The organism is Streptosporangium jomthongense, from assembly GCF_042650425.1.
In the GTDB taxonomy this organism is placed as follows: domain Bacteria; phylum Actinomycetota; class Actinomycetes; order Streptosporangiales; family Streptosporangiaceae; genus Streptosporangium.
Genome location: NZ_JBHSBC010000012.1, coordinates 565,013 through 591,194, shown reverse-complemented (window position 1 = coordinate 591,194; position 26,182 = coordinate 565,013). Strand labels below are relative to the sequence as shown.

Sequence of the window (26,182 nt, the reverse complement as noted above, 5' to 3'; positions counted from 1 at the left end):
GTTCCATGAACGCGCTGCAGCCACTGTTCAACGCGATCACCGTGATCTTCATCGCGGTCACCATGTTCGCCGGGGGCCTGGCGACCACGTTGTCCGCCTTGCGGGCGGTCTTCACCGACCTGCGGTTGCTCGCACTGGCCCTGCTGGCCAACCTGGTGGCCGTCCCGTTGCTCGGCTGGGGTCTCGCGGCGCTGTTCTCCCTGCCCACCGCGGGTTTCATCGCCCTGATCCTGGTCGCGGCCTCCCCGGGCGGGCCGTTCGGGGCGAAGCTGAGCGTGGTGCAGAAGGGGGATGTGAGCGCGGGTACGGCGACGCAGGTGCTGCTGGCCGCGGTGGCGAGCCTCACCTTCGGCCCGATGAGCACGGCCGTCCTCAGTGTGGCCGACGTCGGCGCCAGGATCTCCCTGGACGTCGCCGCGCTGGTGCGGACCGTGGCCGTCCTGCAACTGGTGCCGTTCGCCGTGGGGCTGGTGGTGCGTCACTGCGCGCGCTCCACGGCGCGTTCGTGGCACCCGGTCGCCGCCCTGGTGTCGAACGTGACGTTCCTGATGGTGCTGGCCGGCATGCTGCTGGGCAGCTGGCACGACGTCGTCGCGCTGCTGGGCTCGCGCACCCTGCTCGCGGGGTTCGTCCTGGCCGTGGCCGCGTTCGCCGCCGGAACCCTGCTGGCCACCGGGCCGTCCGCGCGCCGTACCACCATGGGGTGCGTCACGGCGGTGCGCAACGTGGGGCCTCCGCTGGCCGCCGTCGGGATCGCCTTCGACGACGCGCAGGCCATCCTGGGAGCGCTCGCCGCGGTGCTGATCAGCGGCCTGGTGGCGGTCCTGCCGATCGCCGCGGTGCTCGGTCACCGGCGAGGCGACCTCACCTGAGGAACCGGAGGTCAGAGCAGGCGCTCCAGGAAGACCATGACCGTCATGGTGACGATGCCGGCGACGATCAGATCGACGGACCAGCGCAGGTTGCGGTGCTTGGTGCGGGCGACCCGGGCGATCCACAGGGCGTCGGTCGCCAGGAACAGCTCGTAGTCCGAGGTCTCGGTGTTCATCCGCTCGATCAGGGCCTGTGGTGTCGGCACGTCGGCGTAGCCGAGGACCCGCAGCCCGCCGCGTCTGGGGGACAGCGGGCGGATGGTGAACAGGATCAGTGTGACCGCCACGGTCAGCAGGATCAGGGCCAGGACGACACCGAAACGCCCGATGCCGGGGAAGCGGGCCGGGCCGGTGAGGATGAGGGTGACGAGCACGCCGTAGGCGACGCCCGCCCATGACAGCAGCAGGCCCGCTCTCTTCTCGCTCGCGCTGATCAGCTCGGCGCGGGCGGAGACGACGGCGGCGTCGAGCCGTTCCCTGAGGAGCGGGGACATGGATGCGTGTCCCGCGCGGCTGCCGTTCCCGGAGTGGCCACTGGATGTCACCGGTTCGTGGGTCATGCCTCCCCTTTTCTCCGCCTGGCTCCGGGGGCGCGAACGGGCGTACGCCGGGTTCCAACCACTGTAGGAGGGGGCGAAGCGGGTGATGTCAACGTCGTGGTAAAGCGTTCGTGCCGCCCAGGGAATGAAACGTGACGGCCCTGATTCGTCACGGACTCCTCGGGGCGTGTGTATGGCTTCACCGGATCGGCAGGCGGGCGGTCATTCCTGGAGCCTCGCCTCCCGGCCCGGCCGGCGCCGGGTGTGAATGACGGATGGAACGCCGTGGAGGTTCCTTTACGCTCCCATGTCAATGCTGAGCGTGACCGTTGGTGCGGTGGTAGCGTGACATTGCCTTCACAAAAGCGCAAGCTTACGAAAAAAGGCAGTTGAGAATATCCGCATTTACCTGGAATTGGTCCCATAAGGGGAAACGGTCGCAAAGGAGAGTGAGATGGCCGCGAAGAGAGGGCCGACGCTGCGGGCGCAGTGGCTCGGAAAGCACCTGAAGGAGTACCGCGACGCGGCCGGGCTGACGCTCAGGCAGGCGGGTGACCATCTCCAGCGTGACGCGGCGACCATCAGCCGCCTTGAGTCGGGCATCATCCCGGCCCGGGTGTCCGACGTCATGGCCCTGCTCAACCTGTACGAGATCGACGACGAGCGGATCCGCGACGGGCTCGAACAGCTCAGCCGTGACATCTGGCGCAAGGGCTGGTGGGACGGCTTCTCGGCCGACTCCCTCGGCGGCATGCTCGACCATGCCTGGCTGGAGGCCCGGGCCAGGGCCGTCTACTCCTACGCGGCGATGGTCGTCCCCGGCCTCCTCCAGACCCGTGACTACGCCTCGGCGATCATCACGGCGGGGGCCACGGGGGCCTCCGCCCGTCAGGTCGAGCAGTGGATCGCGTTCCGGATGGCCCGGCAGGACGTGCTCGACGGGGAGGCGCCGCCGAAGCTGATGATCGTCCTCGACGAGGGCGTGCTTCACCGGGCGGTCGGCGGCCCGAATGTGATGCGTGCTCAGCTGGAGCACCTTTTCGCGGCCGTCTCCAGGCCGAATGTGACCCTTCAGGTCCTGCCGTTCGCGATCGGGGCGCACGCCGGAGTGGACGGCGCCTTCACGGTTTTCCGCATGCCCGAGCCCTACTCCGACGTGACATACGTGGAGACCAAGGCAGGGGCCGTCTACACCGAGGCGGACGGTGCCGAAAACTTCATCCAGGCATACGATTCGCTGCTGAACGCCGCGCTTACCCCGGATGATTCCGCGACCGTTGTCAAGAACGCGGTCGACCGATTCAAATGAGACGACAGGGAGAAGCAGATGATCACCCCCGAGGAACTGTCGGGTGTCGCCTGGCACATCAGCTCGAAGAGCCCCGACACCGGCGGTCAGTGTGTGGAGGCCGGACCGCTGGCGGACGGCAGCGGCCGGGTGGCGGTGCGGCACAGCCGTCGCCGCGACGCCGAGGTGATCGTCTACACCCGTGCCGAATGGCAGGCGTTCGTCGGCGGCGTCAAGGACGGTGAATTCGACTTCCCGGTCTCCTGACCGGTGCCTGACGGCGGCGCCCCTCGCCCTGGCCGGGCTCCCGGGAGACGAAGGACCCGGCCGGGCGGCACGGCGCGGGCGACGTCCCCGGCGGCCGTCACGCGCCGGGCCTTCAGCCGGCCGGGTCGCGGGTGCCGTACCCGGGACGTCGCCGCGTCACCCGGATCGGTTCCGTCGCGGACGTCAAGGCCTCGTGGAACTCCTGAGCCACTCCTGCCGGGTGATCGCGTCTCGACCTCGCCGTACTCGCTGCCGGGAAGCGGCTCCTCCCACTCCAGGTGGAACGTGCGGACGTGCCGCATGCCGACCGAGGCCATCGTCGCGCGGGAGGCGGCGTTGACCGCCATCGTCTCGGCGAAGACACGGTTCAGCCCGAGATCCTCGAAGCCGTGCCGGAGCAACTCCCGTGCGCCCTCGCTGGCCAGGCCCTGACGCCAGTGACGGCGCAGGAGGCGGTAGCCGAGCTCGGCCTGCCCCTCGACCGGACCCTGGTCGGCCCGCTGCGGTGGTTCGAGGATCCACCAGCCGACGAACCGCCCGTCCACGGAACCGGCCCAGAACCCCAGGCCCGGCACCCGGTCCGCGGCGGCGAGCCGTTTCCGGTGGAAGCGCTCGACCTCCTCGCGGGTACGGGCCCGGCCTTCGAGATAACGCATGACCTCGGGGTCGGAGTCGAGCTCCACCTCGTCCTCAAGGTGCTCGTCGGCCAGCGGGACGAGAAGGATGCGGCCGGTGCGTAACGTCGCCTGGGACATGAAAGGCATTCTCCCCGACGTTACCCGGACATGAGGGCCGAGATCGCGATGGCGGCCAGGGCGCAGGGCAGGAGGATCGAGACGGCGAGGACGGCCCGCCGGGCGGCCACGTAACCGACCGGCACGAGGCCGTCCCGGCGCGGTGACACCCGCCACGGCCTGCGGGGATCGGCGGTCACCGGGCGCCCCTCGGGCAGCTCGTCCGGTACGGCCAGCGGCAGGTCGACCAGCCAGGCGACCAGCCGGGCGACGGCCACGGCGTCGGAGGGAAGGCCCGACGCCAGGTAGCGGGTCTCGCCCGCCGTGGAGGACAGCTCCCTGACCATGTTCCCCATGCCCATCGTGCGGAGCCAGCCGGACACCTCACCGTCTCCCGGGCCGGCCCCCCGGCCGACGCCCGTCCGCACCAGCAGGTCGGCCTTGCTGACGACGACCGCGACCCGCCGCTGCCCTCCCCCGCCGGGACGGGAGGCGAGCTCGTTGCGTACCCGCTGGAAGGTGTCGGCCGGGTCCTCCGAGGAGAAGGAGACCCCGGCCGCGGTGAGCATGTCGCGTTCGGCCGTGGTCAGGCCGCCCCGTACGAGTGGCAGTGCGAACGGGTCGACGACCAGGACCATCCGCTCCCCGTGCGTCAGGTAGCCCATCGCCTCGACCGCGGCCGCCCCCGTGTAGTGCTCGCCGGAGGGGTCGAACAGGTACATGATCCGGTTCCCCCTGCGGGACCCGGTGGGAAGCGAGACGTCCAGCGTCATGGCCATCGGCAGGGGAGTGGGCGTCTTGGACACCCTGCCCTGCCGCATCTCGTCCCGGTGGCGGGTGAAGGCGAGGCCGTCCTGACGGGTCACGAAGCTCGCCCGCCCGCCGTTCGCCTCGACCGCGGCGTGCAGCGCGGCGATCGCCAGCGTCATGAACGTCGTCTTACCCGCGTCGGGGCCGCCGACGAACGGCAGCGGCTCGGCCCTGGCCCGTCCCGTCCTCGGTGACAGCGGCCTGCCGCACCCGGGGCAGTACCCCGCCAGCCGGTATCTGCCGAGGAGGATCGTCGTGGGGAGCCGGGCGCCGCACACGCACACGTGCCGGAACGCGCCGTCCCCGTTGGGGCGCAGCCGCCGGTGCCGTTCCCCGCAGGAGGGGCAGGCGTACTCGGGAAGCGTCAGCCGTTCGTAGCAGTCGGCGTTCTGGCAGACCTGCAGGACCCGGTGGGCGGCGGTGAAGGCCAGGTCCAGGCCGCGCAGCACCAGGACGCAGGGCAGCCACACCAGCAGGGCCACGCCCGCGACCAGCGCGTACGCCGCGAACGACACGGCCAGGGCGAAGGCGAGCACGACCATGCCCAGCACGACGCCCGTCTCGACGCCGAGCCACAGCGGGAACAGGAAGTACACCTGCGGCCGTTCCCGCCACCGCTGCCCGACCCAGTCCCGGACGGCCCCGGCCCTGGCGACGACGACCGGGCGGCTCGCCCTGTCCAGCGCCGCCCAGTCACGCCATATCTGCCGCAGCGCGTAGATCCGGTAGGCGGGATCCCCGCCCTGGCCGCCGGGGCGGGGAACCGTGGCGGCCGTACGGGAGAGCAGCACCCGGCAGGACCGGTGGACGTGGTACCCGGCGGCGGTGAGGACCGTGACCGCCAGCGCAGGCCCGGCGCCGGCGAGGAAGGGGAACACGACGACCGCGATCACGACCCAGATCGACACGGCTCACTCCCGCTTCCACACCAGCCGGGGACGCAGGCGTTCCCACAGGGCGGTTCGCGGGCGCACCAGCTCCTCGTAGCCCCGCAGGAGGTCGGGGTCGTGGGCGAACCTGGCCCGCACGGAGCCCAGGGGCGACCCGCGCGCCCACGCGTCGAGCCGTTCTGATCCGGCCCCGCCCAGCCGCAGCCTGACCGTGACCTCCAGGAGCCTCGCCTGCTCCTCCCGCGACCTGACGCGTCTCAGCCACAGGTCGACCAGCCACGCGGCGGCCCGGCGGGAGGCGGTCATGACGACCTTCGCCCGGAACTCGGGCCCTCTGGCGTCCAGGACTCCCAGCACCGCCTTCGCCACGGCCCCGCGCAGCTCGGGACCGGCGGTCTCCCTGGCGTCGAGGAGCCTTTCGAGCGGTCCGGCCAGGTCACCGGGCCGGACCGCGCCGGAGATCTCCGCGACGACGACCACCAGCTCGGCGCTCCCGGCGGGAGCGGTCGACGTCACCAGTCTCGCCAGCCTGGCCGTCTCCTCCCGCGGCCCGCCGCTGAGGAACGCGCGCCCCGGCAGCTCCGCCAGGACCGGGGAGACCCCGGCCGAGGCGCCCAGCCGTTCCGCGAGCGCCCCGCACTCGGCAGGCGTCGGCGGCCCGGCCCAGATCTCGCGCAGCACCGTGTCACGTCCGGGTTCCGGCGCCAGCCGTACCAGCCGTTCCGTCGCGTCGATCCGGCCGAGCGCGCCGCGCCGCACCAGGCGGTTGAGGACGGCCGCTCCGGTACGCGGGGCGCGTGTCAGGTCGGCGGGCGCGAGCAGGTCGCAGACCTCGTCGGTCAGCAGCCGGGCCCGCACCTCCTCGGGCGCCGTCTCCAGCCCGGCGAGCGCGCCCTCGACAAGCCTGCCGCGCCAGCCGTACGGCATCCGCCCCGCGGCACGCCGGAGATCACCCGCCCCGGCACGGACGAGCGCGGCGGCCCGGCGTTCCAGGTCGCGCCCCGGTACGGCCAGCCCCGCCTCGACGGCGAGCAGCGCCACGGCGGCGAGACCGGTCAGGCTCTCCGCCCCGCCCAGCGCGTCCCGCACCCGGGGTTCGAGCGCCCGGCGGGTCGCCGCGCGCAGCCGTACGGCGGGCAACGGCAGCTCGGGGTCCCGCAGGGCCAGCGCCACGCACCGGGCCGCGCAGCGGTCGGCCGTGTCCGGCGGGCCGGTCGCGCTCGCGGCGGCGGCGAGCTCGTACTCCATCCGGCCGGCGGCGCCCTCCAACGCCCGCCACACCCAGGCGGGAAGACCGGCCTCCAGCAGACGTGCCGCGTCCAGCTGCTCGGCGCGGGTGACGGTGACGTCGCCGTCGCAGAAGGCCACGAGGGCCGCGGCGGCCTCGGGGTCGGTACGGCCCAGCTCGGCCATGCCGTCCAGCGCGGCCATGTCCATCCGCCGCCAGCGGTCCACGACCGTACGGGCCAGGCGGCCGGTCCCGGAGCCGGCCGCGGGCCGGGTGAGATCGACCACCTCGGCGTCCAGGTCGGAGGGGAGCCAGACGTCCGGCGTGGTCCCCACGATGATCTGCGAGGCCGCCGCCGGATCGGCGCTGTAGGTGGCGAACGACAGGCCGAGGGCGACGGCCTGCGGCAGCGAGTAGGAGATCACGGTGATCCACCGGACGATCTCCTCGACGTCCCCGGCCACCAGGACCAGCCGCCCGTGCCCTCGGGTCAGGGCCCGCACCGTCGTCTCCAGCAGGAAACCGAGCCGGGCGTAACCGCCGTCGCCCTGGCCCGCGAGCCACTCCCCGAGGGATTCGGGGTCGGCCGTGCCGCCGGGGACGATCTCGGTCAGCTCGGGCAGAGCCGTCTCCGGGGAGTCCTTCCAGAAGGGGGCCCGCCACAGCTCCACCGGTCTCAGGCCGGTCAGCTCGCCGGGGGAGACCACCAGGGCGTGCCCGAGGAAGTTGCCGTGGCGCCCCGAGTAGTCCCGGCCGAGATGGACGCAGCGGGTCAGCACCCGGTGGGAGCCGAGGAGGTCGTAGGTCAGCGCGACGGGGAAACGCGACGCCTCCCGCTCGGTCGGGGCGAGCGGGGCGCCGGGCGGCGGCCGGTAGGTCAGCAGAGGGGCGACACGCGACCGCAGGCCCTCGGGCAGCCCCGGTGTCTCCGCGACGAACTGGAACCCCGCCCGGCCCGTCGGGCCCGCCGCCACCGAGGTGTAGTGCAGCTGCCAGGCCACCGCCTCACCGCCCCGCGCGCAGCATGCCGAACCGGTACAGCAGCCACAGCAGCGGATCCTCGACCCGGTAGGGGCGCACGCCTCCCGGCCCGACCCTACCGGTCCCCAGGTCGGGCTCCCCGCCGAGGGCGGAAAGCCCGAACAGCGCGTGGCCGGTGTAGTGCTGGCCCAGATACCGGTCGATCGCGCCCGCCTGCCACCGGTCGAGCAGCGCCCGCACCTGCTCGTGCACCGCCTCCCGGTCGTCGAGGTCGAGACGGCCGGTGCGGGGCCGGGCGCGGTGCAGGGCCGACTGGCGGCCGAACTCGGGCCGCAGCGCGTCGATCTTGCTGAGCGCCACCGCCACCGGGATCCGCAGCCGCCGCGGGAACCACCCCGAGAGCCACCCCGAACGGTGCCGTTCGCGCAGCAGTTCGGTGACCCTGGCGAGCACGTCGAGGGGGTCGTCGCCGGGGTCGCCGTTCACCGGGGGGCCCGCGCCGGGAAGCCCGAGCGGGTCGAGGAGGACGACGACGCCGTCCACCGCGCCGAGGTAGGACAGGTACAGCTCACTGCGGTCGCGGCTGCGCAGGTCCTCACCCGCCGCGTCGAACAGGACCAGCGCCAGCGAGCGCGTCCTGTCCCACCTGATCCGGAACTCCCGCCCGAACAGCCGCACCGCGCGGTCGAACGACCAGACGGTCCTGGACAGCAGATAGACCAGGGGCCCACCGGGGTCGGTCTCCGCCGAGCGGGTCGCGCCGAGCAGCCGGTTCTCCTCGTAGAGCGGGCGGGCGAAGTCACGCCGGTAGCGTTCGATGGTCCGTTCGTCGCAGCCCATGAGGGTGGTGTTCAGCTCCTCGCCGACCTGGTTGGCCAGTTCGTGCAGCAGGACGGTGAGGTAGGTGCTCTTCCCCGAGCCCTTCGCCCCCACCAGGGCGACGATTCTTCCCGGCCGCCGGCAGTACTCCGCGGGCAGCGGGCCGTGGCACCGGGGGCAGACCCGGCGGCCGGTCGGCCGGTGACAACGGGGACATTCGGCCCGGCTCCCGGGACGGGGCACCGCGAACGCGGGAGGCAGCGAGACCCCCGAGGACGAGCCGAGATGGCGGGCCAGGACCTCGTCGGGCTCGGGGTCGCAACCTCCCCTGCGCCCCGAGGCTCCGACGCACCGGAACTCGATCCGGCCGGGACGCAGCCTCGCGAAGCAGTGCGGACAGGTGACCACGGCTCACCTCACCCTCAGCCGCCGCACCGGCGGATCGACGAGTTCGGCCTCGCCCTCGGCGAAACAGCGCAGCCAGTACGGCCCCGCCCGGCCGGGCCCCGGCGCCTCCAGAGTGACCGGGACCTCCAGGTCGCTCCACTCGGCCAGGACGACGCCGTCGGCGGCGGAAACGGGCTGGACGCGGCCCCGCCGCAGCACGAGAGACAGGCGTGCCAGCCGTACGGGGCGTTCGCAGGTGAACGTGAGCACCAGGCGGCGCCGCCAGGGCGGTCCCTGCCACATCACGTCGTAGCGCACCGGCGGCCTGGCGGGCAGCCGTACGGAGGACACCGGCCCGAAGACGTGTCCCCCCTCAAGGAACAGGGCCGGGGCCACCTCGACGGTCAGCTCCTCGTCCTCGGGGACGGTCAGCCGGACGCCGCCCCGGCCGCGGTAGAGCGCGGAGGAGACGATCCGCTCCCGGCCGTTCCAGCGCACCAGCGCCTCGCTCACCTCGGACGGCCAGGCGAACCCCACGTACACGACCTCGCCCCGGCGTTCGGCGGTGAGACCGGCGACGGGCGGCAGGCTCACGTGCTCACGGTGGCCGCCGATCGTGGCCAGACCGCCCAAGACGGTCACCGCGAGCAGGACGGCGCCGACCCCGGCGGGCCGGACCGTCAGGCCGTCCCGGTGCGGGGAGGAGGGCACGGTACGACTCGCCGCGCGCAGGCCGGCCACCGGGACCGTCGTTCCCGGCGGCCAGGGCGGCTCACCCGGCAGGGCGACGATCTCCAGGACGCCGGTCGTGGGCGCCTGGCAGCGCACGAGGAACGCCCCCGGCTCCTCGGGGTCGGGTTCGAGGGCGAACGCGCGGACCGCCTCCGGGCGCAGGAGGAGTGGTTCGGCGCCCGAGGGCGCGGCGGCGGCCTCGCCCCGGCGGGCGACCACCTCGTAGCGCAGGGCGGTGTCGACGGCGGGGGCCTCGTCGAGGAGGGAACATCCGGCGACGACGGCCAGCGGGACGCCGTTCCTGCGCACCTCGTAGCCGATCTCCCCGACCCTGGACGCCGAGGGCTCCCATGAGACCAGGACGCCCTCCGCGCACGCCTCGGCCGTGACCGACCCGGCCGGGTGCGGGGCCAGCCTCGCCTGGAGCTCCCCGGCCTCCGGCAGGCCGGGCACGCTCGCCAGCGCGTCCCGCAGCATCAGCCAGGCCCGGTCGGGGTCCGTGCCGTCCCGTACGGCCTCGTCCCTCAGGCGCACGGCCGTGTCCAGCCTGGTCTGGGCCTCGGCCACCAGGTCGCCGACCTCTCCGGCGATCGCGGCCACGTCGAGGGTCCGCGCGAGATCGACGGCGCCGACGACGTCCCCTCCGTCGATCAGCTCCTTGAGCCGGGCCGCCGTGTCACCCGGCGCGCCGCCGTAGCGGCTCTCGTGCCGGACCGCGAAGACCAGCCTGCGCGCCTCGTCGAGGGCCAGGCCGAGACGGCCGACGGCGTACCGCACGAGGGTGCCGTCGTCGGCGTGTTCGCGGGCCCGCTCCCGCACCCGGGTCACGAGGTCGTGACGCACCAGCTCAGCCGGGTCGGGCACGGCGCCCAGCGCGGTCAGCACAGTCTCGGCCTGGGTCGTCAGCGTCCCCCTCGGCTCGGCCGCCCACCTCGCCCGCACCCCTTCGAGGGCGTCACCGCCGAGCGGTGTCCCGTCCGGCAGGGAGAAGCCGCCGAGCACCCGCGTATCCCGGCAGGCGTCACCGAACACGAAACGCGCCAGATGCCGTTCGCCCAGCGTGTCGAGGGCCGCGCGGACCTCGCCGTAGCCCGCGTACGGCGGGGCCTGCGGCAGCCGGTCGGGCTCGCGCGCCTCGATCCTGAGCTCGCCGCACAGCGCGAGGGTCTCCTCCGCCCCGAGTCCGGTGTCCCGCGCGATGCGTTCCACGACGTCGGGAAGGACCAGGCGCAGGCGGCCCGCGGCGGCCCGCAGACGCTCCTCGGCGTCCGCGCGCCGCCTGGCCGCGTGCTCCGCCGTCTCCGCCAGGGCCGTGCGCAGCGGGCCGAGATCCCCCCGTTCGGCCGCGGAGAAGATCTCCCGGTATCTCCCCTGGTCGTCGGCCTCAAGCCGGTTGACGAGCCGTTTGAACTTCAGCTGCCCCCTGGCCAGCCGCCAGCTCTGCCGTACCCGCCTGACGGTCTCGGTGACCTCGGCGGCGCTCATCGTCTCGTCCACCCGGTAGCGCGCACGCGGATCGTCGGGGAGGGCGCCACCGGGGCGGCGGGCGGGTTCGAGGACCTCCTCGACGTACCGGTCGTGGTCGAAGGCCATCGGGGCCGCCTAGCCGACCCGCACCTGGGACAGCCATGTGCGGGACTCCGCGACCTTCTCCTCGGACATGCCTCCTATCTGGACCCGCAGGTCGAGCCGTTCGCCGGTCTCCCGTTCCCTGGCGGTCACGTGCAGCAGGCCCGAGGAGTCCAGGTCGAAGGCGACCTCGATCGGCCAGCCCCTCGGCTTGCCCGGCGGGATCGGCAGCTGCCCGGTGGCGATCCTGACGTTGTCGTCGAGGCGCGGCGACTCGGCGGCTCCCGCCTGCTCCACGATCTCGACGGTGACCACGGCCTGGTCGGGGACGACGGTGTAGAACTCCTCCGTCACGGACGTGGGCAGGGGGTCGTTGGCGTGCACGAGGTGGAGCACGTGCGGTGTCTCGCCGCTTCCGCCGGTCAGGACGATGCCGAAGCCTCGGGAGGCGACCGTCCTGATCGTCGTGTTCTCGATCAGCTCCCGCCGCTCCGCCGTCAGCCCGGCCTGGGCGGCGACCGCCTCGGCCCCGGCGTGGTCGCCCGAGCGCAGCAGGCGCCGGTAGGTCTCCTCGAAGGCGTACAGCGCGGCCCCCTTGGCGACCGCGAGGTCGGGGTCCTGGATCAGGACCGGGACCCCGAACGCCCGCCGCAGAGCCTCGGCGACGGCGGGCATCTTCGTGGAGCCGCCCACCAGGATGAACTGGTCGTAGTCGCGCACCCCCTTGGCCGCCGCCGTCTCCATCGTCCGCCTGGTGATCTCCACGGTGCGGTCGAGAAGGTCCCTGGTCAGCTCCTCAAGGGTCTCCCTGGTGAACTCGACCCTGGCGACCCTGCCCTCGTGGGCGACCCGCACGACGTGCCGGTTCCTTGACGAGAGGGTCCTCTTCAGGGCCTCGGCGTCGACCCGGAGCTGTTGTTCGGCCTGCGGGTCGTCCAGCGGACTGCCGACGTCGGGGTGCTCCAGGGTGAACTCCTCGACGAGGTGCTCCATCAGCCGTTCGTCCCAGTCGGTGCCGCCCAGCTCGCGGTGGCCGTCGGTGCAGACCACCTTGATGCTCCCGCCCCTGAGCGTGATGACCGTGGTGTCGAAGGTGCCGCCGCCCAGGTCGTAGACGAGGATCGTGCGGTCGAGTTCCGGGTTGAGCAGACCGTAGGTGATGGCGGCGGCCACGGGCTCGGAGATGATGTCCACGACGGTGAGCCCGGCGATCTCGCCTGCCTTGCGGGTGGCGTCGCGCTCGGCCGCGCCGAAGTCGGCCGGGACGGTGATCACCACGTCGCGCACGGCCTCCCCGGTCGCGACCTGGGCGTCCTCGGCCAGTTTCCTGAGGATGAACGCCGAGATCTCCTCGGGGGTGTAGGTCCTGCCGTGTCTCCTGTGCGGGGTGCCGTGCGCCATCTCCCGCTTGATCAGGCTGACCGCCAGGCCGGGTTCCAGGACGGAGCCGTCCCTGGCGGCCGCGCCGACCACCACGTTGTCCGCCGACTCGAAGAACACCACGGACGGGACGGTGTCGGTGCCCTCCAGACTGCGCAGCACCGTGGGCCTGCCGGTCTCGTCCACCCGGGCGATGCAGGAGTAGGTGGTTCCGAGGTCGATGCCGTAGGCGGTCATCCGGCGCCCCCGCTGCTTGCGCGGAGTTCCGCGACGACGGCAAGCGGCTCGGTGAGCAGCCGGCCGGGCCTGCGGATGAGGTGGCTGAGCTGCCGGTGCCCCAGGCGGAGCACGGCGTGCTCCCCGCCGGCCGCGGCGAGCAGGACCGGCCCGACGAGCAGTACGGCCGGCGTCGTGCCCTCCAGGACCTCGACCAGCTCCGCCGCGAGGTCCGAGCCGGGGGCCTCCCGGTCCGTGGCGCGGCGCAGCTCGGCCTCCAGCTCCTCGGAGGTGGCGGCCCTGCCCGCGTCCGCCGCCCTGATCGTGACCGTCTGGAACCACGGGTCGGTGACGGGCTCGGACTCCCCGGCGACGGTCCATCCGCAGGACCGGACGAACCGGTCGAGGGCGTCCCGGACGTCGGCGTGGTCGTCCTCCCGCCCGAGACAGAGGACGACGCGCTGTTCGAGGGGCGGCTCACCGCCCATGTCGGCCAGCAACGCCGAGCGCTGGTCGGTCAGGGCCCGCTTCAACTCGGCCTCGACGCGGCCTCCCGACGGTCCCCGGGCGATCTCCGGCCGCCGTGGGCCGTTCAGCGCGGTGCTGATCACCTCCTGCGCGACCTGGAGCGGCATGTACTGCAGGATTCCCTCCGCGTTGCCGCCGACGTAGGTCGGCACGCCTATCTCCTTGAGGTGGGACATGAACCGCTCCATGGCGACGTGGTCGGCGCCGAGGAGCCGGACCTGCTCCTCAAGGATGACGGCCTCCAGCCTGCGGCGTTCCCGCTCGGTCCTGATCCGCTTCCGTTTGATCTCCTCCTCGATGTCGGCGTTCTCGTTCTCGTGCTGGAGCCGCTGCTTCCGGGTGCGCGCCTCGACGTTGGCCTTGCGCAGCTCGTGGATGGTCGTGTCCTCGGGCTCGAACTCGCCGATGGTGGTGCTGATCGCGGTGACCTGCCAGTCGCCGAGCGCCTCGCGCACCTGCCCGGCGAGTTCGAGCCGGATCGGCTCGGGACTGTCGAGGAAGTCGAGGGTCAGGCGGCCCGCCGCCGCGCGCTGGAAGTAGCTCTCGACCGTCTGGGCCAGGACCTTGTCGATGAACCGCCGCACCGGGGGGTCGTCCTGGGCGGTCTTCTGCTCGCCGACCCGGCTGACCAGCACGGGGGCGGCCCTGGCCGGGATCTGGATGGTCTGGCTCATGTCGAAGCGCACCCAGTAGCCCTCGACGTTGATCCGGATCTGGTCCAGTGAGGAGTCCAGGTTGGTCGGCCGTTTCTGCTCCGGCCTCTTCCAGTCGAGGACGAGGACCCGGGTGGGGATCTGCACGACCCTGGCGAACCAGGGGTTGATCCGGTAGTCGCCGCCGCCGAGGGTCTCCTCCTGCACCCCCCGCTGTCCCCCGCCGTCCAGGAAGACCGTGGGGAGCTGGAAGCTCGCGTGCCCCGGCACCCGGCGGCCGAGCGCCCCCTCCTCCTCTCCCGCGGGTTCGCCCTCACGGACCACCACGACCCCGGTGGTGCCCTCCGGAATGGTGATCTCCCTGAGGTCGTCGTCGGTGAGGCCGTGCCTGCCCTCCACGGGGGTGTTCACGGTGATCACTTCGAACAGCTCCGTGTTGATGGCGTAGGAGGCGCCGCCCCGCAGGACTCCGGGCTGCCTGCCCCGCGTTCCGCCGTTGCGCAGGAACGCCACGCCGTCCTGGAAGTCACGGCACTCGACGTGCGGGGCGAGGTTCCTGACGGGGGAGGGCGGGGCGCCGTCCCTGGCCACGACGACGCCGATCGTCCCGAGCGGCACCTCGGTCCGCCTGACCACCGTGACCTCGTACAGGACACCCGGCAGCACGTGGATGCGGTCCGACTGCAGGACCGCCGCCTGGACGCCCGGGGAGGTCTCCTGGACGCGGATCTCGCGGCCCTCGTCCTCCGGGTGTATCCGGCCGACCCTGCGGCGGACGATGCCGATCTCTCCCTTGGAGAGCTTGACGACGAGCCCGGACATCATCGCCGCCCTCTCATCTTCCTCAGTCGTAGATGGACCGCCATCGCCGTCTGCCTCCACTGGTCGTGCCAGCCTCGGTGGTGTTCGAGCTGCGGGTTGCGCAGCGTGGGGAAGAAACCCGCGGGGAGCGGCTCCGGCGGCACGAACTCCCCGTATCTCGGTGTCGCCTGACGGCCCCTGCGCCAGCCGAGGGCGTCGGCCAGTGCGAAGAAGTCACCGGCGTGCCCGGCGGGCGTACCCGGGGGAGGGCCGCCGTAGCGGGCCAGCTGCGCCCCGAACCCCTGCGTCCCGCCCATGGAGCGGGCCCAGACCGCGTCCACCTCCTCCAGCAGGCCGTACGGCAGGAGCTCTCCGTCGAGCCGGCGCATCCAGCCGTCCCCGAGACGTCCGGCGGCGTCGAGGAGAAGGGTCGTCGTCCAGATGTCGGCGTGTTCGAGGCCGCCGCCGTCCAGGAGGGAGGTGAGTTTCCTTACCGAGGCCCTGCCGGTGACGTGTGGAACCGGGATCGGCGCCCTGGGCGGTGTCCTTCGAGGCGGTGCCTCCCAGGACGGTGTTCTCCGAGGCGGTTCTGCGGGTGGCGGGGGAGCCGTCCCGGTGGCCGCGTCACGGACCTCCCGCAGGACGCGCAGGTAGTCCTCGCCGGGCATCGCGCCGTCGCGGGCGTCACAGTGCCGGGTGGCGCCGAGGATGTAGAGGGGTTCCCCGCGCAGGAGGACGGGGAAGAACCTGCGGTTGCGCCGCTGGCCCTCCAGGACCTCTCCGATCACCCGGCTGGATCTCTCGGCGTCGGGTGAGACGAGCACGATGACGCCCAGGGCCTGGGAGATGCGCCGCCTGGTCTCCTCGACGGAGTCGTCGCCCCACCTCACATGGGCGTCGTGCCACACGGGCACCCCCTGGAGACGCAGGTACTCGCCGAGCCGCTCCGCGTAGGCGGCGTCCTCGGCGCAGGAGGAGAGGAAGAAGGCGGGACCGGTGGCCTCCTCCCCCGGCGGGGGAGAGCTCGGGGCGGTCCTGAGCCACTCCTGCAGCCCGGCCCGGACACCGGGGCCGGCCAGCCGCGTGGACAGGGCGGTGACGATCCTGGTGAGCCGGTCGTCTCCGTGAGGTTCCGCGCGGAGCTCCTCGGCGACGAACCTGATGGCGTCCCACGGGGAGCGGAGGTCCCTCGGCCGGGGAATGCCGGGGAAGGTCCCCATGACCAGTTCCGTGAGGTCGGCGCCGGTCCCGGCGCCGTGGACGACCGCCCGCAGCCGGACCCGCGCGTCCCTGGACAGCCAGGGGAGGTCGAGGAGGTCGTCGATGTCCTCCCAGTGGCGGCGGATCGTCTCGACGGGAATCATGCGGCCGGTGCGACGGCTCTCGGCGTGTGAGGCGTCCGAGATCACGCCGAGGACCTCGCCGCTGTTTTCCTCGTATACGCCGGAACCGCTGAACCCCTCCCGGGGAAACTCCGCGTGACCCGTGGCGGCCTCGATGTGCAGCCATTCACCGATTCCGTGTGAGGAGGTCACCCGTAGCCGGAGAACCGATCCGAAAGGACCCGCGTCCCTCGGAAAACCGTGAGCGTTCAACTCGGCGGCGGTGCCGGGCCGGAGAGAGAACCTGGCCGGAGAGAGATCGACCTTTTCGGGCAGTTCGAGAACGGCGATGTCGCCGGGGTCTCCGGGACGCCGCCAGGGACCCGTGTACGAGACGCCCACGGGGATGTTCTGGAGGTCTCCCCGGCCCGTCTGCACGAAGCTGACGGTGAGGTCCGAGCAGCCCCACACGAGGTGCGCGCAGGTCAGCAGGTGCCCGGCGTCCACCAGGACGCCCGCGCCCGTGACCAGTGACCGGTCACGTTTCCCGGTGATCCGGGCCCGCCACGTGGTGAGCACGGCTCATCCGCGGTGCTCGTGGTTGTGCGTCCCCGACCACTTGACCCTGACGGTGAGGTTCCCCTCGACGGACGCCTTGGCGATGACGGCCCCCGCCTCCGTGCCCAGCTTCACGCCGAACTCGACCTCGACCTCGTCCGGGCCGATCGCGCTCTCACGGAAGGTCCTCAGGGCGGTCTCCGCCGCGCCCCTGACGTGTTTGAGGGCCTCTTCGAAGCGTTGTCTCGCGTCGTAGATGACCCGGTCACCGGTCGAGGAGACCGGGACCCAGTCCGTGACGTACTCCTCGTCCGTTTCGACGACCACCGTTCCGCCGTCGATCTCCCACCGTACGAGCTGTTTGGCCATATGTCCTCGTCTGTATCCGTCACTGGATGACCCGCCCCCGAGGAATACCGGTCTTAATATCAAAATATAACAAGATCAATATTTCCGTAAAGAGGAATATGGGCTGCTCGACTCGATGCTGAATTTTCCTGATATGGCCCGAAATCTGCACTTTATGGGAGTAGTCAGGGATGCTTCCAGCCGGAGGATTTCCATCGTGGCCGGAATCCTCGTTCAGTCCCGCGACGCCAAGGGAGCCTGCCGGGCCAGGGCACGTGCCGGAGGCAGGAGAAGCGACAGCAGTACGGCCACCGCCGTCGTCAGCAGGGCCGTACGGGGAGAGGTCAGCTCGGCCAGGAGCCCGGCGAGGGCGGCTCCCGCGGGCTGCCCGCCCCAGGCGATCATTCTGGCGGTGGTGTTGACCCTGCCCTGGAGGTGGTCGGGGGTCCGCTCCTGCCGTTCGATGATGCCGTTCAGACTGACCAGGCTGTTGGCCGCCTGCCAGACGGCCAGCACCACCAGCCCCACGACCAGGTGCTCGGTCAGGGCCCACACCACCAGCAGTATCCCCACGGCCGTCAACGAGGTGAGGGAGATCGCGGGGGTGCCGAAACGCAGCCGCAGCCGGGGTACGGCCAGGCCCGCGGCCATGGCGCCGGCCGCCGTCGCGGCGAACAGCAGGCCGATCGCCGGATCGGCGGGCCCGAGGCCGAGCCGTTGGACCGCCACGACGACCAGCAGCCCCATCACGGCCCCCTCGGCGAGGCTGTTGCCGACGCCGAGGAAGGTCAGCGGCCCGACCACCGGGTGGGCGCGGATGTAGCGGACGCCGTCGAGGACCTCGGCGCGCAGATCACGGCGAGGCCTGGGCCCCGGATTGGCCGGCGGCAGCCGGGCCAGCAGCAGCGCCGCCGCCACGTAGCTCAGCGCGTCCAGCCCCATCGCCGGGGCCGCGCCGGTCGCGGCGACCAACACCCCCGCCAGGGCGGGGCCGACGAGCGAGACCAGGGTGCTCCAGGTCATCAGGACGCCGGTCGCCCTGGCCACCCCCTCCCGCCCGACCAGCGCGGGCAGCGCGCCGAACGCGGCGGCGTCGAAGAACACGAAGGACGAGGCGGTCGCCGCGGCCACGACGAACAGGTGCGGCGTGGTGAGCAGCCCCAGCGCGGCGGCCAGCGGGACGCTCGCCACCAGCAGCGCGCTGAGCAGACTGGTGAGGGTCAGCACACGGCGGCGGTCCCACCGGTCGGCGAGCGCCCCCGCGGGCAGGCCGAGCAGCAGATAGGGGACCGCCTCCATGGCGGTGAGCAGGCCGGTCAGGGCGGCGTCACCGGTGCGCTGGTAGAGCAGCATCGGCAACGCGACAAGGGTGATCGACGACCCGGCCCACGAGATGATCCGGGCGGCGAGGTAACGGCGCATCAGAACACGTCCGGGTGCAGGGCGCGGGCGATCGCCTGGGCGCCGTCAACGGCACGCAGCCCCGAGTAGTCGGCGGCGGGCGTGGCGACCAGGCGGCTGTTCCTGACCGCCCTGGTCTGCCCCAGGTGCTCACGCAGCCACTTCTCGGCCGAGGCGCGGTCGGCCTCGTCGGTGTAGTGGTAGACGATCGTCTCCGGGTCTGCCTTGGCGACGGCCTCCACGGAGACGACGTCGAAGTTCTTGCCCGGGGGGATCAGCCCGTCGAGCACGTTGGCGCCGCCCGCGACGCGCAGGATGTCGGAGTACAGGCCGCCCGCCAGGCCGTACAGCTGCCTGTCGAAGACCTGCACCATGGCGGTGCGCACCGGGGCGTGTCCGTCGAGGCGGCGACGCAGGCCGTCAAGGGCCCTGGTGACGTCGCGTTTGGCGCCTGCGGCCTGTCCGGGCACGCCGAGCAGCCCGCCGAGGGCGTCGAGGTCGCGCCCGATGTCGGCGAGGGTCGCCGAGCCGGTGGTCCCCGGGCAGAACGCGGCGTCGACGTAGACGGGCACGCCCAGCGCGGCCAGTTCGGCGATGGTCGGCAGCTTCCTGCCGTCGAAGTTGTACTCCCCGTCGGCCAGGATGAAGTCGGGACGGGCGGCCAGCAGCGTCTCCTTCGACACCTCACCCCCGGACAGGACCTTGACCCCGGCGTAGTCGGCGGCGTAGGCCGGCTTCGGCGCCGACTGGCCGGCCCACACCTGGCCGGCGAGCCGGTCCTTGACCCCCAGGGCGAGCAGCAACTCGGTGTTGGACGGGAAGAACGACACGATCCGCTTCGGCCGGCTGTCCACCTGGACACTCCGCCCGCAGTTGACGACCTGGGCGGGGAAGACGCCCTCACCGCGCGGAGCCGAGGGGGCGGCGGATGTGGCGGGGCCGGCGCCGCAGCCCGCCGACAGGGCGAGGAGGGCCAGGGCGCACAGGGCCGTTCGTGGCGTTCTCATCGGGGGTCTCCAGTTTCCTTGAGGGTGTCCTTCAACGGGGCGAAGGTGAGGTTCGGCCGGCCGGTGAGCGGGTTGACGCCCAGGTGGGAGCGGACCCCGAACACCTCGGCGAGCAGGGCCGGGGTCAGCACCTCGCCGGGGGAGCCGTGGGCGACGATCCGGCCCGCCTCAAGTACGTAGAGCCGGTCGCAGTAGGCGGCGGCGAGGTTCAGCTCGTGCAGCGCCGCCAGCGTCGTCACGCCCAGGGAACGGACCAGGCCGAGCAGCTCGAACTGCGCGTTGACGTCGAGATGGTTGGTCGGCTCGTCCAGCACGAGCAGGGCGCCCCGCTGGGCCACGGCGCGGGCCAGCAGCGCCCGCTGCCGTTCCCCTCCGGACAGCGTCGAGTACAGGCGCTCGGCCATACCGGTCATCCCGACCCGTTCGAGGGCGGCGGTGACGATCTCCCGGTCGGCCGAGGGCGAGGTCCGGTGCGGGGTACGGCCGGTGGCCACGAGTTCGGCGACGGTGAAGTCGAAGCCGTCCCCGCCGTGCTGGGCCACGACGGAGATCCGCCCGGCGGACTCACGGGCCGTCAGGGCTCGCCACACGTCGTCTCCGCCGACCAGCACCGTGCCGTCGTCCGGACGCAGCGCCCGGTACAGCGCGCGCAGCAGCGTGGACTTGCCGCTGCCGTTCGGGCCGATGAGTCCGACGAACTCGCCGGGCTCGACCCGCAGCGCGACCCCCTCGACCCCGCCGAGCGGCAGGTTCAGGCCGGTGACCTCCACTCGCATCAGGACACCGGCCCTTCCCTGCGCAGCAGCCACAGGAAGAACGGCGCACCGATCGCGGCGGTCAGGATGCCGAGCGGAAGTTCGAGCGGCGGTGACAGGATGCGGGCGGCCAGGTCGGCGAGGACCAGGAACAGGCCGCCGCCCAGCGCGACCAGCGGCAGGGCGCGGCGATGGTCGGGGCCCGCGAGCAGCCGTACGGTGTGCGGCACGATCAGCCCAACGAACGCGATGCCCCCGGCGACCGAGATGACGGCCGCCGTCAACAGCGCGGCGACGGCCAGCAGCGTCAATCGGAACCGGTGTACGGCGACGCCGAGCATGGCGGCCGTCTCGTCGCCGAGCAGCATCGCGTTGAGCCGTTTGCCCTGCGCCGTCAGCCACGCCGTACAGGCCACGACCACCGCGCACGGCACGGTCAGGTCGTCCCAGCCCGCGCCGGAGACCGAGCCGAGCAGCCAGAACAGGATGCCGGAGAGCTGACCGGGCTGGGCGCGCAACTGGAGGTAGCCGGTGGCCCCCTGCAGCAGGTAGGACAGGGCGACCCCGGCCAGGATCAGCCGGGTCGGCGCCAGGGTGCCGCGCCTGCTGCCGAGCAGCAGCACCAGGGCGAGCGTGGCGCACGCCCCCACGAAGGCCGCCCCCGGCACGCCGAGCCCGGCGACGCCGCCCAGGGTGATGACCGCGACCGCGGCCAGCGACGCCCCCGAGGCGACCCCCAGGACGTAGGGGTCGGCCAGCGGGTTGCGCACCACCGCCTGCAGCACGGCTCCGGCGACGGCGAGCCCGGCCCCGGCGACGAGGGCCAGGACGGTCCTCGGGGCCCGGGAGTTCCAGATGATCTCGTCGTCGATGCCGCTGACGTCCGCGGGACGCCGCCCGGTCGTCAGGTGGGCGACAACCGTGTGCCACACATCCGCGGCGGGCAGGTCGACGGCGCCGAGGCTGACGGCGGCCACCATCGCGAGCGGGACCGCGACCAGCAGCAGCGCCACCGCCAGCGGGTGGCGTCGCACGGAGATGAGACGGGAGGAGGCCAAGGGAGACTCTCTCTAGTGGGGCAGAGGCAGGCGACGGCGGGGACGGCCGCCCAGGGTCTCCGCCAGCCGGGTGCCGCCGAGGAACGGCAGTCCGGCCGCGGTGTTGGAGTAGGTGCCGGGCACCACGACCCGCACCACGCGCAGGCCCGCCTCCCGCACGTCCGGGGTGGTCACCTCGGCGCACAGCGCCTGACGGCCCAGCCGTACGGCCAGCTCGCGGGTGTCCCCGGGTGGTGGCACCGCCCGGGCGGGTACGTGCTCGGCCAGCGCCTCGGCGAGCTCCTCCTCGAACTCCTCCTGGACGGCCGGGTCGAGGTACAGCTGGAGGTGGCAGCCGTAGTCCACGACGTCGGCCAGGTCGGACCGGTAGGACGAGCCGTAGGCACGGTCGGCCCGCCACGGCTTCAGGGGACTGCGCGGGTCGGCGGCCACCTGGCAGTACGGCCCCGCGGGGTCGTCGAGCCCGGCGGTGAACAACTGCAACTGCAACGCCTCGCCGTAGGCCTTGACCATCGCCTCCTGGGCGTCGCGCCGTACGCCCATGCCGAGAGTGAGATGGCCGGTCTCCCGGTCGCGGACCAGCGCACCGGTCACGTGCAGCCCGGTGGCGGTGGGGAAGCCGAGGAAACGCACGTGCAGCCGCCGCAGCGGCCCGGTGGCGAAGTCGGCCAGCCAGGGCGGCGGGGTCAGCGCGCGCAGCCCGGCCCGCCCGTGCCAGGCCAGCGTCATGGCGTCGCGCTCGGCGATCTCGTACAGAGCGCCCCGGACGGCGTACCCACGCGTCGGCCCGGCGGCCAGTCCGGCCTGGATGACCGGGTTGACGCGGGGCGTCGGCGGGGTGACGTCGGCGGAGAAGTACGACACCCACACCAGCCCCGCCGGCACGAGCGTCCCCCGGCCGTCGAGCAGGTCGACCGCCTCCGTCCATTCGACCGGCAGGTCACGGGTGAACGGCGCCAGGGGGAAACCGGGGACGGCGTGCTGGGCGGGGGAGTACAGCGCCAGGTCCTCGGGGTCGAGGGCACGGGCCCCCTGGGCGGTCAGGTCGGCGTGGGAGGCCAGGACCAGCCGGGGAGGGACGAGGTTGCCGCAGTAGCGCTCCGCGGCTTCGCCGAACGCCGCGCCGCGCGCGGCCTGCGGGTCGGCGAAGGCGTATCCGGCACCCGCGGAGTCGCAGGGCCACGGGCCGAACCTGGTGGTGTCCGAGAGCACCGCGGTGACCAGCTCGAACGAGGCGGGTAGATGGCCGGGAGCGGCGGAGCGGACCAGGGAGCGGACGATCCCGGTGCGGGAGTCGAGCAGCGAGGAGTACGCCCCTGTTTCCAGGGCGGTGGGAGCAGTCATGTCAGGCCAGGGGGAGAGGGTGGGGGAACAGGTCGTCCTCGTCCAGGACGCGGGAGGTGAGGCCGAGCTTTTCCGGCACCTCGTACAGGCGCCCGCCGCCGCGCAGAGGGAAGGCCGGTGGGGCGTTTCCCACCAGGCCGGGCACCAGGACCCGCACCACGCACAACCCCGTCGCGGCCACGTCGGGGGTGGTCAGGTCCACGCTGTAGGCGGTGAGCCCGGCCCCTGCCAGCCGGTCGAGATAGCTCGCCGCATCGGCCGGGGGCAGGTCGTCCAGGTGGGGGCCGGGAGCCGCGCGCAGCCGGGCCAGAGGTTCGCCCTGCATGCGCGGGTCGAGGTAGAGCTGCGCGACGGCGGGCAGGTCGGTCAGGTCGCGGTAGTCCGGGCGGAAGGCGTCCCGGTAGGAACGGTCGGCCCGGTAGGGCCGGAACACGTGCTCCTCAAGCACTCCGGCGGCCACGGCCTGCCACACCGCGCCCCGCGGGTCGGCGAGCTGGAGCGTCAGGGAGTACAGGCCGAAGGCCTCGACCAGCGCCTTCGCCGCCGCCTCACGGGGAGTGGCCCGGCAGGCACTGCCGAAGGCCACGATCCCGCCGGCGAGGTCCTCAAGGAAGGCCGCCATCACCGGCACACCGAACGGTGACGGTACGGCCAGCAGCCGGACCCGTGGTTCCTGTCTCCCGTCGCCGAGGGCCGCGGTGACCGTCTCCGGATCGGCCACGGCCTCGCAGGCGGCCCCGCTCGACCACCAGATCGTGGTGGCGTCCCGCTCGAACAGCTCCTCAAGGGCCGCCCGCTCCGCGTGCTCCCGGCCGCGCCCGGTGGCGATACCCGAGTACGGCAGGGCGTGGGTCGGCGGCTCGGCGGCACGAGGACCGTGAAAGTAGTCGAGCCAGACCAGGGACGCGGGAACCAGCACCCGGGAGCCGTCACGCATGTCCCGCGCCGGAGTCCAGGCGACCGGCAGGTCCCGGGTGAACGGGACGAAGGGGAAACCGGGTTCGCGGTACTGGGCGGCCGAGTACAGCGGGATCGTCTCCGGGTCCAGGGCCGCCTCGGTCAGGTCACGCCAGGAGGAGACGGTGAGCCCGGAGGGGACGGCGTTGCCGCAGTAGCGTTCGACGGCCTCCCCGAGCGCCGCGGCGCGGGCGTGCGACGGGTCGCCGACGGTCGCGCCGAACCCGTGCCGGTCGGCGGTCCAGGGGGCGAACCGCCGGGTGTCGGCGACGGCGGCGCCGTATCCGGTCCACCAGCGGGGCAGGCCGGGGCGGCGGGGCTGTGGTTCCAGCGCGGTCAGCACGCCGGTACGGGAGTCGACCAGCAGGTCTTCCGGGTTGTTCACGCGTTCTCCAGGTCTTGCGGGCTTCTCGGGGTCTCCAGGACCAGGCGGGCGGCGCGGACCCGTTGGCGGACGGGGGCCGTCGCGGTGGTCGTGTGGCGGTCGGCGCCGGTGCCGAGGGAGCGGGCCAGGCGCGGGAAGTCGCTGCCGGTGATCTCCAGGCGGAGCCGGGATCCGGCGGGCAGGCACGCCCAGACCGGGCTGAGCGCCAGACGTCCCGAACTCGCCGCCCTGCCCCTGGCCAGCTCGAACACCTGGTCGTCCACGGTGTGCTCGGCGAGCCGTACGATCCAGTCGGCGTCGGGGGCCGAGGCGGTGACGTCCAGGTGGACGGCGACCGAGGTGAACGACAGCGGCGCGGTCAGCGGCGGAGTGCTGAAGCGCAGGATGTCGGGCCGCCCGTCCAGGGCGCGGCGGTCGGTGCCGGGGGCCAGGGACGGACACGGGTCGGCCGGGTCGTACACGAAGGCGCCGGCCGGACCGATCCCGGGGACCTCCTCAAGTCTTCCATCGGGCGAGCCGTCCCCGGGAACCTCGTCGACACCCTTACCGGGGTGGGCGTGCAGGACGCGTTCGCGGGTCGTGGCCGGCCAGGGCCGCCAGGAGGTTCCGCCGACGGGCAGGACCATGTCAGGGCCGGGGTCCTCGCCCGCCAGGCAGGCGCGGATCCACGCGACCTGCGCCGCGCCCAGGTCGAACAGCGCCTGGGGGCCGTGCTCCCGGTCGATGTGCCGGGTCCGTCCGGTGAAGGCGAGGTCGTGCCCCCACGGTCCCATGATCAGCCGCTGCGGGGGGCGCGGGGTGCGGGCGGAGCCGACCGTCCGCCAGTGCAGGACGGTCTCGTCGGCCAGCAGGTCGTACCAGCCGCCGACGTGCAGCCCCGCCGTGGGCAGCGCGGCCAGCTCCTCCTCGGTGATCTCCTCGGCGGGGCGGTGGTCAGGACCCCGCAGGACGACCCCGGCCCAGCCTGGCAGGCGCACGCCGAGCCGTTCGGGCAGGCCGGTCACCGGCAGACGGGCCAGCGCGTCTCCTTCCTTGAGGAGGAAGGCGGCGAGGCCGTCCCTGCTGGTACGGCTGTCCGCGCGTTCGAGCCACCAGGCCGCGTGCTCGGCCAGCCGCAGCACGCCGTCCTCGAACTTGGTGCGGTGCAGCGCCATGGACGGACCCATGCTCACCACCGCGGGCACCGTCTCGGGGCGTTCGACGGCCAGCGCCCAGGCGGTGTACCCGCCGTAGGAACCGCCGTAGCCGACCAGCCGGCCGTCGCTCCACTCCTGGGCGGTGATCCAGTCGGCCAGGGCGGCGCCGTCGCCGCGCTCGTTGCGGTAGCACTCCCAGGCGCCATCGGAGTCGTGGCGTCCCCGCACATCCTGGACCACGTAGCCGAAGCCGCGGCTGACCCACCCCGCCCCCTCCGCCAGGTGACGGCCTCGCCCGTACGGAGTGCGGGTGACGACGGTGGGGACGGGCCACGAGGAAGGGTCCGGCAGGCGGACGTCGAGGGCGAGCAGGGTGCCGTCCCAGCCGGGCAGCCGCAGGTTGAACCGGTTCATCGGACCGGCAGCGGCAGCACCGGGTGCCGGTCGACCCGTCCGGAGGCCGGATCGACCACGAGCTGGAGCCCCGCGGTGGCGGGCAGGTCACCGGTCCACCAGGTCAGCAGGTCGTTGACCAGCAGGCCTGCGGCGACCGCGATCGCGCCGGGGTTCGGCCACGGCACCGGCGGAAGCGGCACCGTACCGGCGGCGCCCTCGTCGAGGTAGGTCCACAGCCCGGCCAGCTCGTCGGGCAGCGCCGCCGCGGCGAGTCTGCGTCCCCGCAGGTCCCGGTAGGAGGCGGTACGGCCTGGCACGGTCATGGGGCCGACGACCAGCCTGCGGCCCTCGACGTGGCAGCGGTGCCTGACGGCTCCGTCGTCGTCGAGGCGCAGCCAACGCCCGTCAGGGAGCCAGCCCGCGCACTCGACCAGCGCGTCCGCCGCGGCCGGGTCGTCCACGGCGAGCGCGTTCCCCGTGCCGGCGAGCAGCCGTACGGTCTCGGCGGCCACCGGCCCGTCCCCGCGCACGCACACCCGAAGCGGCTCCTCGCTCCCGGAGGGAGCGTCGGTGAGCACGCCCCGCTCGCGCAGAGCGGTGGCCAGCGGTTCGAGGTCGGGGGCGTTCCCGCCAAGGTAGGACTGCTCACGCATGCGTTCGAGCAGGTCGGCCCGGCCGGTCAGGCGGGTGAACCGCTCGTTCTCGTCGCACGAGCGCCACGTCCCGTCCGGGCCGACGTACAGGTGGTGGCCGGGGGTGATGGACTCCATGGGCTGTTCTTCTCCGCGACTCACAAAGGGGGAAGGATGGGATGGGCGGAC

At 73.0% G+C, this 26,182-nt stretch carries 21 protein-coding genes; 3 read left to right on the top strand and 18 right to left on the bottom strand.

What is annotated here, in order from left to right; all coding sequences use genetic code 11:
- Positions 1 to 5 precede the first annotated feature (5 nt).
- Complete coding sequence (locus tag ACFOYY_RS14355; RefSeq protein WP_386190023.1) at positions 6 to 872, top strand: bile acid:sodium symporter; 867 nt, start codon at positions 6 to 8, stop codon at positions 870 to 872.
- An 11-nt stretch (positions 873 to 883) separates the two neighbouring features.
- Here the strand turns inward: ACFOYY_RS14355 and ACFOYY_RS14350 are convergent, their stop codons facing one another.
- Complete coding sequence (locus tag ACFOYY_RS14350; protein ID WP_352008883.1) at positions 884 to 1,366, bottom strand: Pycsar system effector family protein; 483 nt, start codon at positions 1,364 to 1,366, stop codon at positions 884 to 886.
- A 499-nt stretch (positions 1,367 to 1,865) separates the two neighbouring features.
- Between ACFOYY_RS14350 and ACFOYY_RS14345 the strand changes: the two genes are divergently transcribed.
- Complete coding sequence (locus ACFOYY_RS14345; RefSeq protein ID WP_386190022.1) at positions 1,866 to 2,720, top strand: helix-turn-helix domain-containing protein; 855 nt, start codon at positions 1,866 to 1,868, stop codon at positions 2,718 to 2,720.
- Positions 2,721 to 2,738: 18 nt separating this feature from the next.
- A complete protein-coding gene (locus ACFOYY_RS14340) occupies positions 2,739 to 2,966 on the top strand; it encodes a DUF397 domain-containing protein (protein WP_352008885.1) in 228 nt (75 codons plus the stop codon).
- On the opposite strand, the gene ACFOYY_RS14335 is transcribed toward ACFOYY_RS14340, so the two are convergent.
- The 17 genes from ACFOYY_RS14335 to ACFOYY_RS14255 form a co-directional block, all read right to left on the bottom strand.
- Positions 2,894 to 3,721 carry a GNAT family N-acetyltransferase gene (locus tag ACFOYY_RS14335; protein ID WP_386190021.1) on the bottom strand — a complete coding sequence of 276 codons (828 nt, stop codon included), beginning with the start codon at positions 3,719 to 3,721 and terminating at the stop codon, positions 2,894 to 2,896. The two genes, ACFOYY_RS14340 and ACFOYY_RS14335, sit on opposite strands and share 73 nt — an antisense overlap.
- Positions 3,722 to 3,741: 20 nt before the next feature.
- Positions 3,742 to 5,418, bottom strand: coding sequence for a TRAFAC clade GTPase domain-containing protein (locus ACFOYY_RS14330; protein ID WP_386190020.1), 1,677 nt, complete (start codon positions 5,416 to 5,418; stop codon positions 3,742 to 3,744).
- 3 nt (positions 5,419 to 5,421) lie between these two features.
- Positions 5,422 to 7,629: a GAP1-N2 domain-containing protein gene (locus tag ACFOYY_RS14325; protein ID WP_386190019.1), complete on the bottom strand. Its 2,208-nt coding sequence runs from the start codon at positions 7,627 to 7,629 to the stop codon at positions 5,422 to 5,424.
- Positions 7,630 to 7,633: 4 nt separating this feature from the next.
- Positions 7,634 to 8,836: a hypothetical protein gene (locus tag ACFOYY_RS14320; RefSeq protein ID WP_386190018.1), complete on the bottom strand. Its 1,203-nt coding sequence runs from the start codon at positions 8,834 to 8,836 to the stop codon at positions 7,634 to 7,636.
- 3 nt (positions 8,837 to 8,839) lie between these two features.
- Positions 8,840 to 11,140, bottom strand: coding sequence for a hypothetical protein (locus tag ACFOYY_RS14315; RefSeq protein ID WP_386190017.1), 2,301 nt, complete (start codon positions 11,138 to 11,140; stop codon positions 8,840 to 8,842).
- 9 nt (positions 11,141 to 11,149) lie between these two features.
- On the bottom strand, positions 11,150 to 12,733 hold the full coding sequence (locus ACFOYY_RS14310; protein WP_386190016.1) for an Hsp70 family protein: 1,584 nt from the start codon (positions 12,731 to 12,733) through the stop codon (positions 11,150 to 11,152).
- Positions 12,730 to 14,715 (bottom strand): SPFH domain-containing protein, encoded by a 1,986-nt coding sequence (locus tag ACFOYY_RS14305; RefSeq protein ID WP_386190015.1) that lies wholly within the window; start codon positions 14,713 to 14,715, stop codon positions 12,730 to 12,732. The genes ACFOYY_RS14310 and ACFOYY_RS14305 overlap by 4 nt, the downstream gene beginning before the upstream one ends.
- Positions 14,715 to 16,595, bottom strand: a complete 1,881-nt coding sequence (locus ACFOYY_RS14300) for a TIR domain-containing protein (RefSeq protein WP_386190014.1) — start codon at positions 16,593 to 16,595, stop codon at positions 14,715 to 14,717. Before ACFOYY_RS14300 ends, ACFOYY_RS14305 begins: the two co-directional genes overlap by 1 nt.
- A 3-nt stretch (positions 16,596 to 16,598) precedes the next feature.
- Positions 16,599 to 16,943: a CU044_2847 family protein gene (locus ACFOYY_RS14295; RefSeq protein ID WP_352008894.1), complete on the bottom strand. Its 345-nt coding sequence runs from the start codon at positions 16,941 to 16,943 to the stop codon at positions 16,599 to 16,601.
- A 213-nt stretch (positions 16,944 to 17,156) separates the two neighbouring features.
- Positions 17,157 to 18,344, bottom strand: coding sequence for an MFS transporter (locus ACFOYY_RS14290; protein WP_386190013.1), 1,188 nt, complete (start codon positions 18,342 to 18,344; stop codon positions 17,157 to 17,159).
- On the bottom strand, positions 18,344 to 19,330 hold the full coding sequence (locus tag ACFOYY_RS14285; protein ID WP_386190012.1) for an ABC transporter substrate-binding protein: 987 nt from the start codon (positions 19,328 to 19,330) through the stop codon (positions 18,344 to 18,346). The genes ACFOYY_RS14290 and ACFOYY_RS14285 overlap by 1 nt, the downstream gene beginning before the upstream one ends.
- Positions 19,327 to 20,106: an ABC transporter ATP-binding protein gene (locus ACFOYY_RS14280; protein WP_386190011.1), complete on the bottom strand. Its 780-nt coding sequence runs from the start codon at positions 20,104 to 20,106 to the stop codon at positions 19,327 to 19,329. Before ACFOYY_RS14280 ends, ACFOYY_RS14285 begins: the two co-directional genes overlap by 4 nt.
- Positions 20,106 to 21,143 (bottom strand): FecCD family ABC transporter permease, encoded by a 1,038-nt coding sequence (locus ACFOYY_RS14275; RefSeq protein ID WP_362910468.1) that lies wholly within the window; start codon positions 21,141 to 21,143, stop codon positions 20,106 to 20,108. The genes ACFOYY_RS14280 and ACFOYY_RS14275 overlap by 1 nt, the downstream gene beginning before the upstream one ends.
- A gap of 12 nt (positions 21,144 to 21,155) precedes the next feature.
- The gene (locus ACFOYY_RS14270; protein WP_386190010.1) at positions 21,156 to 22,487 is read right to left on the bottom strand and encodes a YcaO-like family protein; all 1,332 of its coding nucleotides are present in this window, start codon (positions 22,485 to 22,487) and stop codon (positions 21,156 to 21,158) included.
- A 1-nt stretch (position 22,488) separates the two neighbouring features.
- Complete coding sequence (locus ACFOYY_RS14265) at positions 22,489 to 23,829, bottom strand: YcaO-like family protein (protein WP_362910464.1); 1,341 nt, start codon at positions 23,827 to 23,829, stop codon at positions 22,489 to 22,491.
- Positions 23,826 to 25,379, bottom strand: a complete 1,554-nt coding sequence (locus ACFOYY_RS14260; protein ID WP_386190009.1) for a CocE/NonD family hydrolase — start codon at positions 25,377 to 25,379, stop codon at positions 23,826 to 23,828. The genes ACFOYY_RS14265 and ACFOYY_RS14260 overlap by 4 nt, the downstream gene beginning before the upstream one ends.
- Positions 25,376 to 26,131: a hypothetical protein gene (locus tag ACFOYY_RS14255; protein WP_352008902.1), complete on the bottom strand. Its 756-nt coding sequence runs from the start codon at positions 26,129 to 26,131 to the stop codon at positions 25,376 to 25,378. The genes ACFOYY_RS14260 and ACFOYY_RS14255 overlap by 4 nt, the downstream gene beginning before the upstream one ends.
- Between the last annotated feature and the right edge of the window lie 51 nt (positions 26,132 to 26,182).

What these genes read in the sequence shown, in the direction of transcription:
- ACFOYY_RS14285 (WP_386190012.1), bottom strand. Translation starts at nt 19,330, where the DNA reads ATGAGAACGCCACGAACGGCCCTGTGCGCCCTGGCCCTCCTCGCCCTG.
- ACFOYY_RS14355 (WP_386190023.1), top strand. Translation starts at nt 6, where the DNA reads ATGAACGCGCTGCAGCCACTGTTCAACGCGATCACCGTGATCTTCATC.
- ACFOYY_RS14255 (WP_352008902.1), bottom strand. Translation starts at nt 26,131, where the DNA reads ATGGAGTCCATCACCCCCGGCCACCACCTGTACGTCGGCCCGGACGGG.
- ACFOYY_RS14310 (WP_386190016.1), bottom strand. Translation starts at nt 12,733, where the DNA reads ATGACCGCCTACGGCATCGACCTCGGAACCACCTACTCCTGCATCGCC.
- ACFOYY_RS14270 (WP_386190010.1), bottom strand. Translation starts at nt 22,487, where the DNA reads ATGACTGCTCCCACCGCCCTGGAAACAGGGGCGTACTCCTCGCTGCTC.
- ACFOYY_RS14295 (WP_352008894.1), bottom strand. Translation starts at nt 16,943, where the DNA reads ATGGCCAAACAGCTCGTACGGTGGGAGATCGACGGCGGAACGGTGGTC.
- ACFOYY_RS14290 (WP_386190013.1), bottom strand. Translation starts at nt 18,344, where the DNA reads ATGCGCCGTTACCTCGCCGCCCGGATCATCTCGTGGGCCGGGTCGTCG.
- ACFOYY_RS14260 (WP_386190009.1), bottom strand. Translation starts at nt 25,379, where the DNA reads ATGAACCGGTTCAACCTGCGGCTGCCCGGCTGGGACGGCACCCTGCTC.
- ACFOYY_RS14335 (WP_386190021.1), bottom strand. Translation starts at nt 3,721, where the DNA reads ATGTCCCAGGCGACGTTACGCACCGGCCGCATCCTTCTCGTCCCGCTG.
- ACFOYY_RS14315 (WP_386190017.1), bottom strand. Translation starts at nt 11,140, where the DNA reads ATGGCCTTCGACCACGACCGGTACGTCGAGGAGGTCCTCGAACCCGCC.
- ACFOYY_RS14340 (WP_352008885.1), top strand. Translation starts at nt 2,739, where the DNA reads ATGATCACCCCCGAGGAACTGTCGGGTGTCGCCTGGCACATCAGCTCG.
- ACFOYY_RS14305 (WP_386190015.1), bottom strand. Translation starts at nt 14,715, where the DNA reads ATGTCCGGGCTCGTCGTCAAGCTCTCCAAGGGAGAGATCGGCATCGTC.
- ACFOYY_RS14280 (WP_386190011.1), bottom strand. Translation starts at nt 20,106, where the DNA reads ATGCGAGTGGAGGTCACCGGCCTGAACCTGCCGCTCGGCGGGGTCGAG.
- ACFOYY_RS14350 (WP_352008883.1), bottom strand. Translation starts at nt 1,366, where the DNA reads ATGTCCCCGCTCCTCAGGGAACGGCTCGACGCCGCCGTCGTCTCCGCC.
- ACFOYY_RS14345 (WP_386190022.1), top strand. Translation starts at nt 1,866, where the DNA reads ATGGCCGCGAAGAGAGGGCCGACGCTGCGGGCGCAGTGGCTCGGAAAG.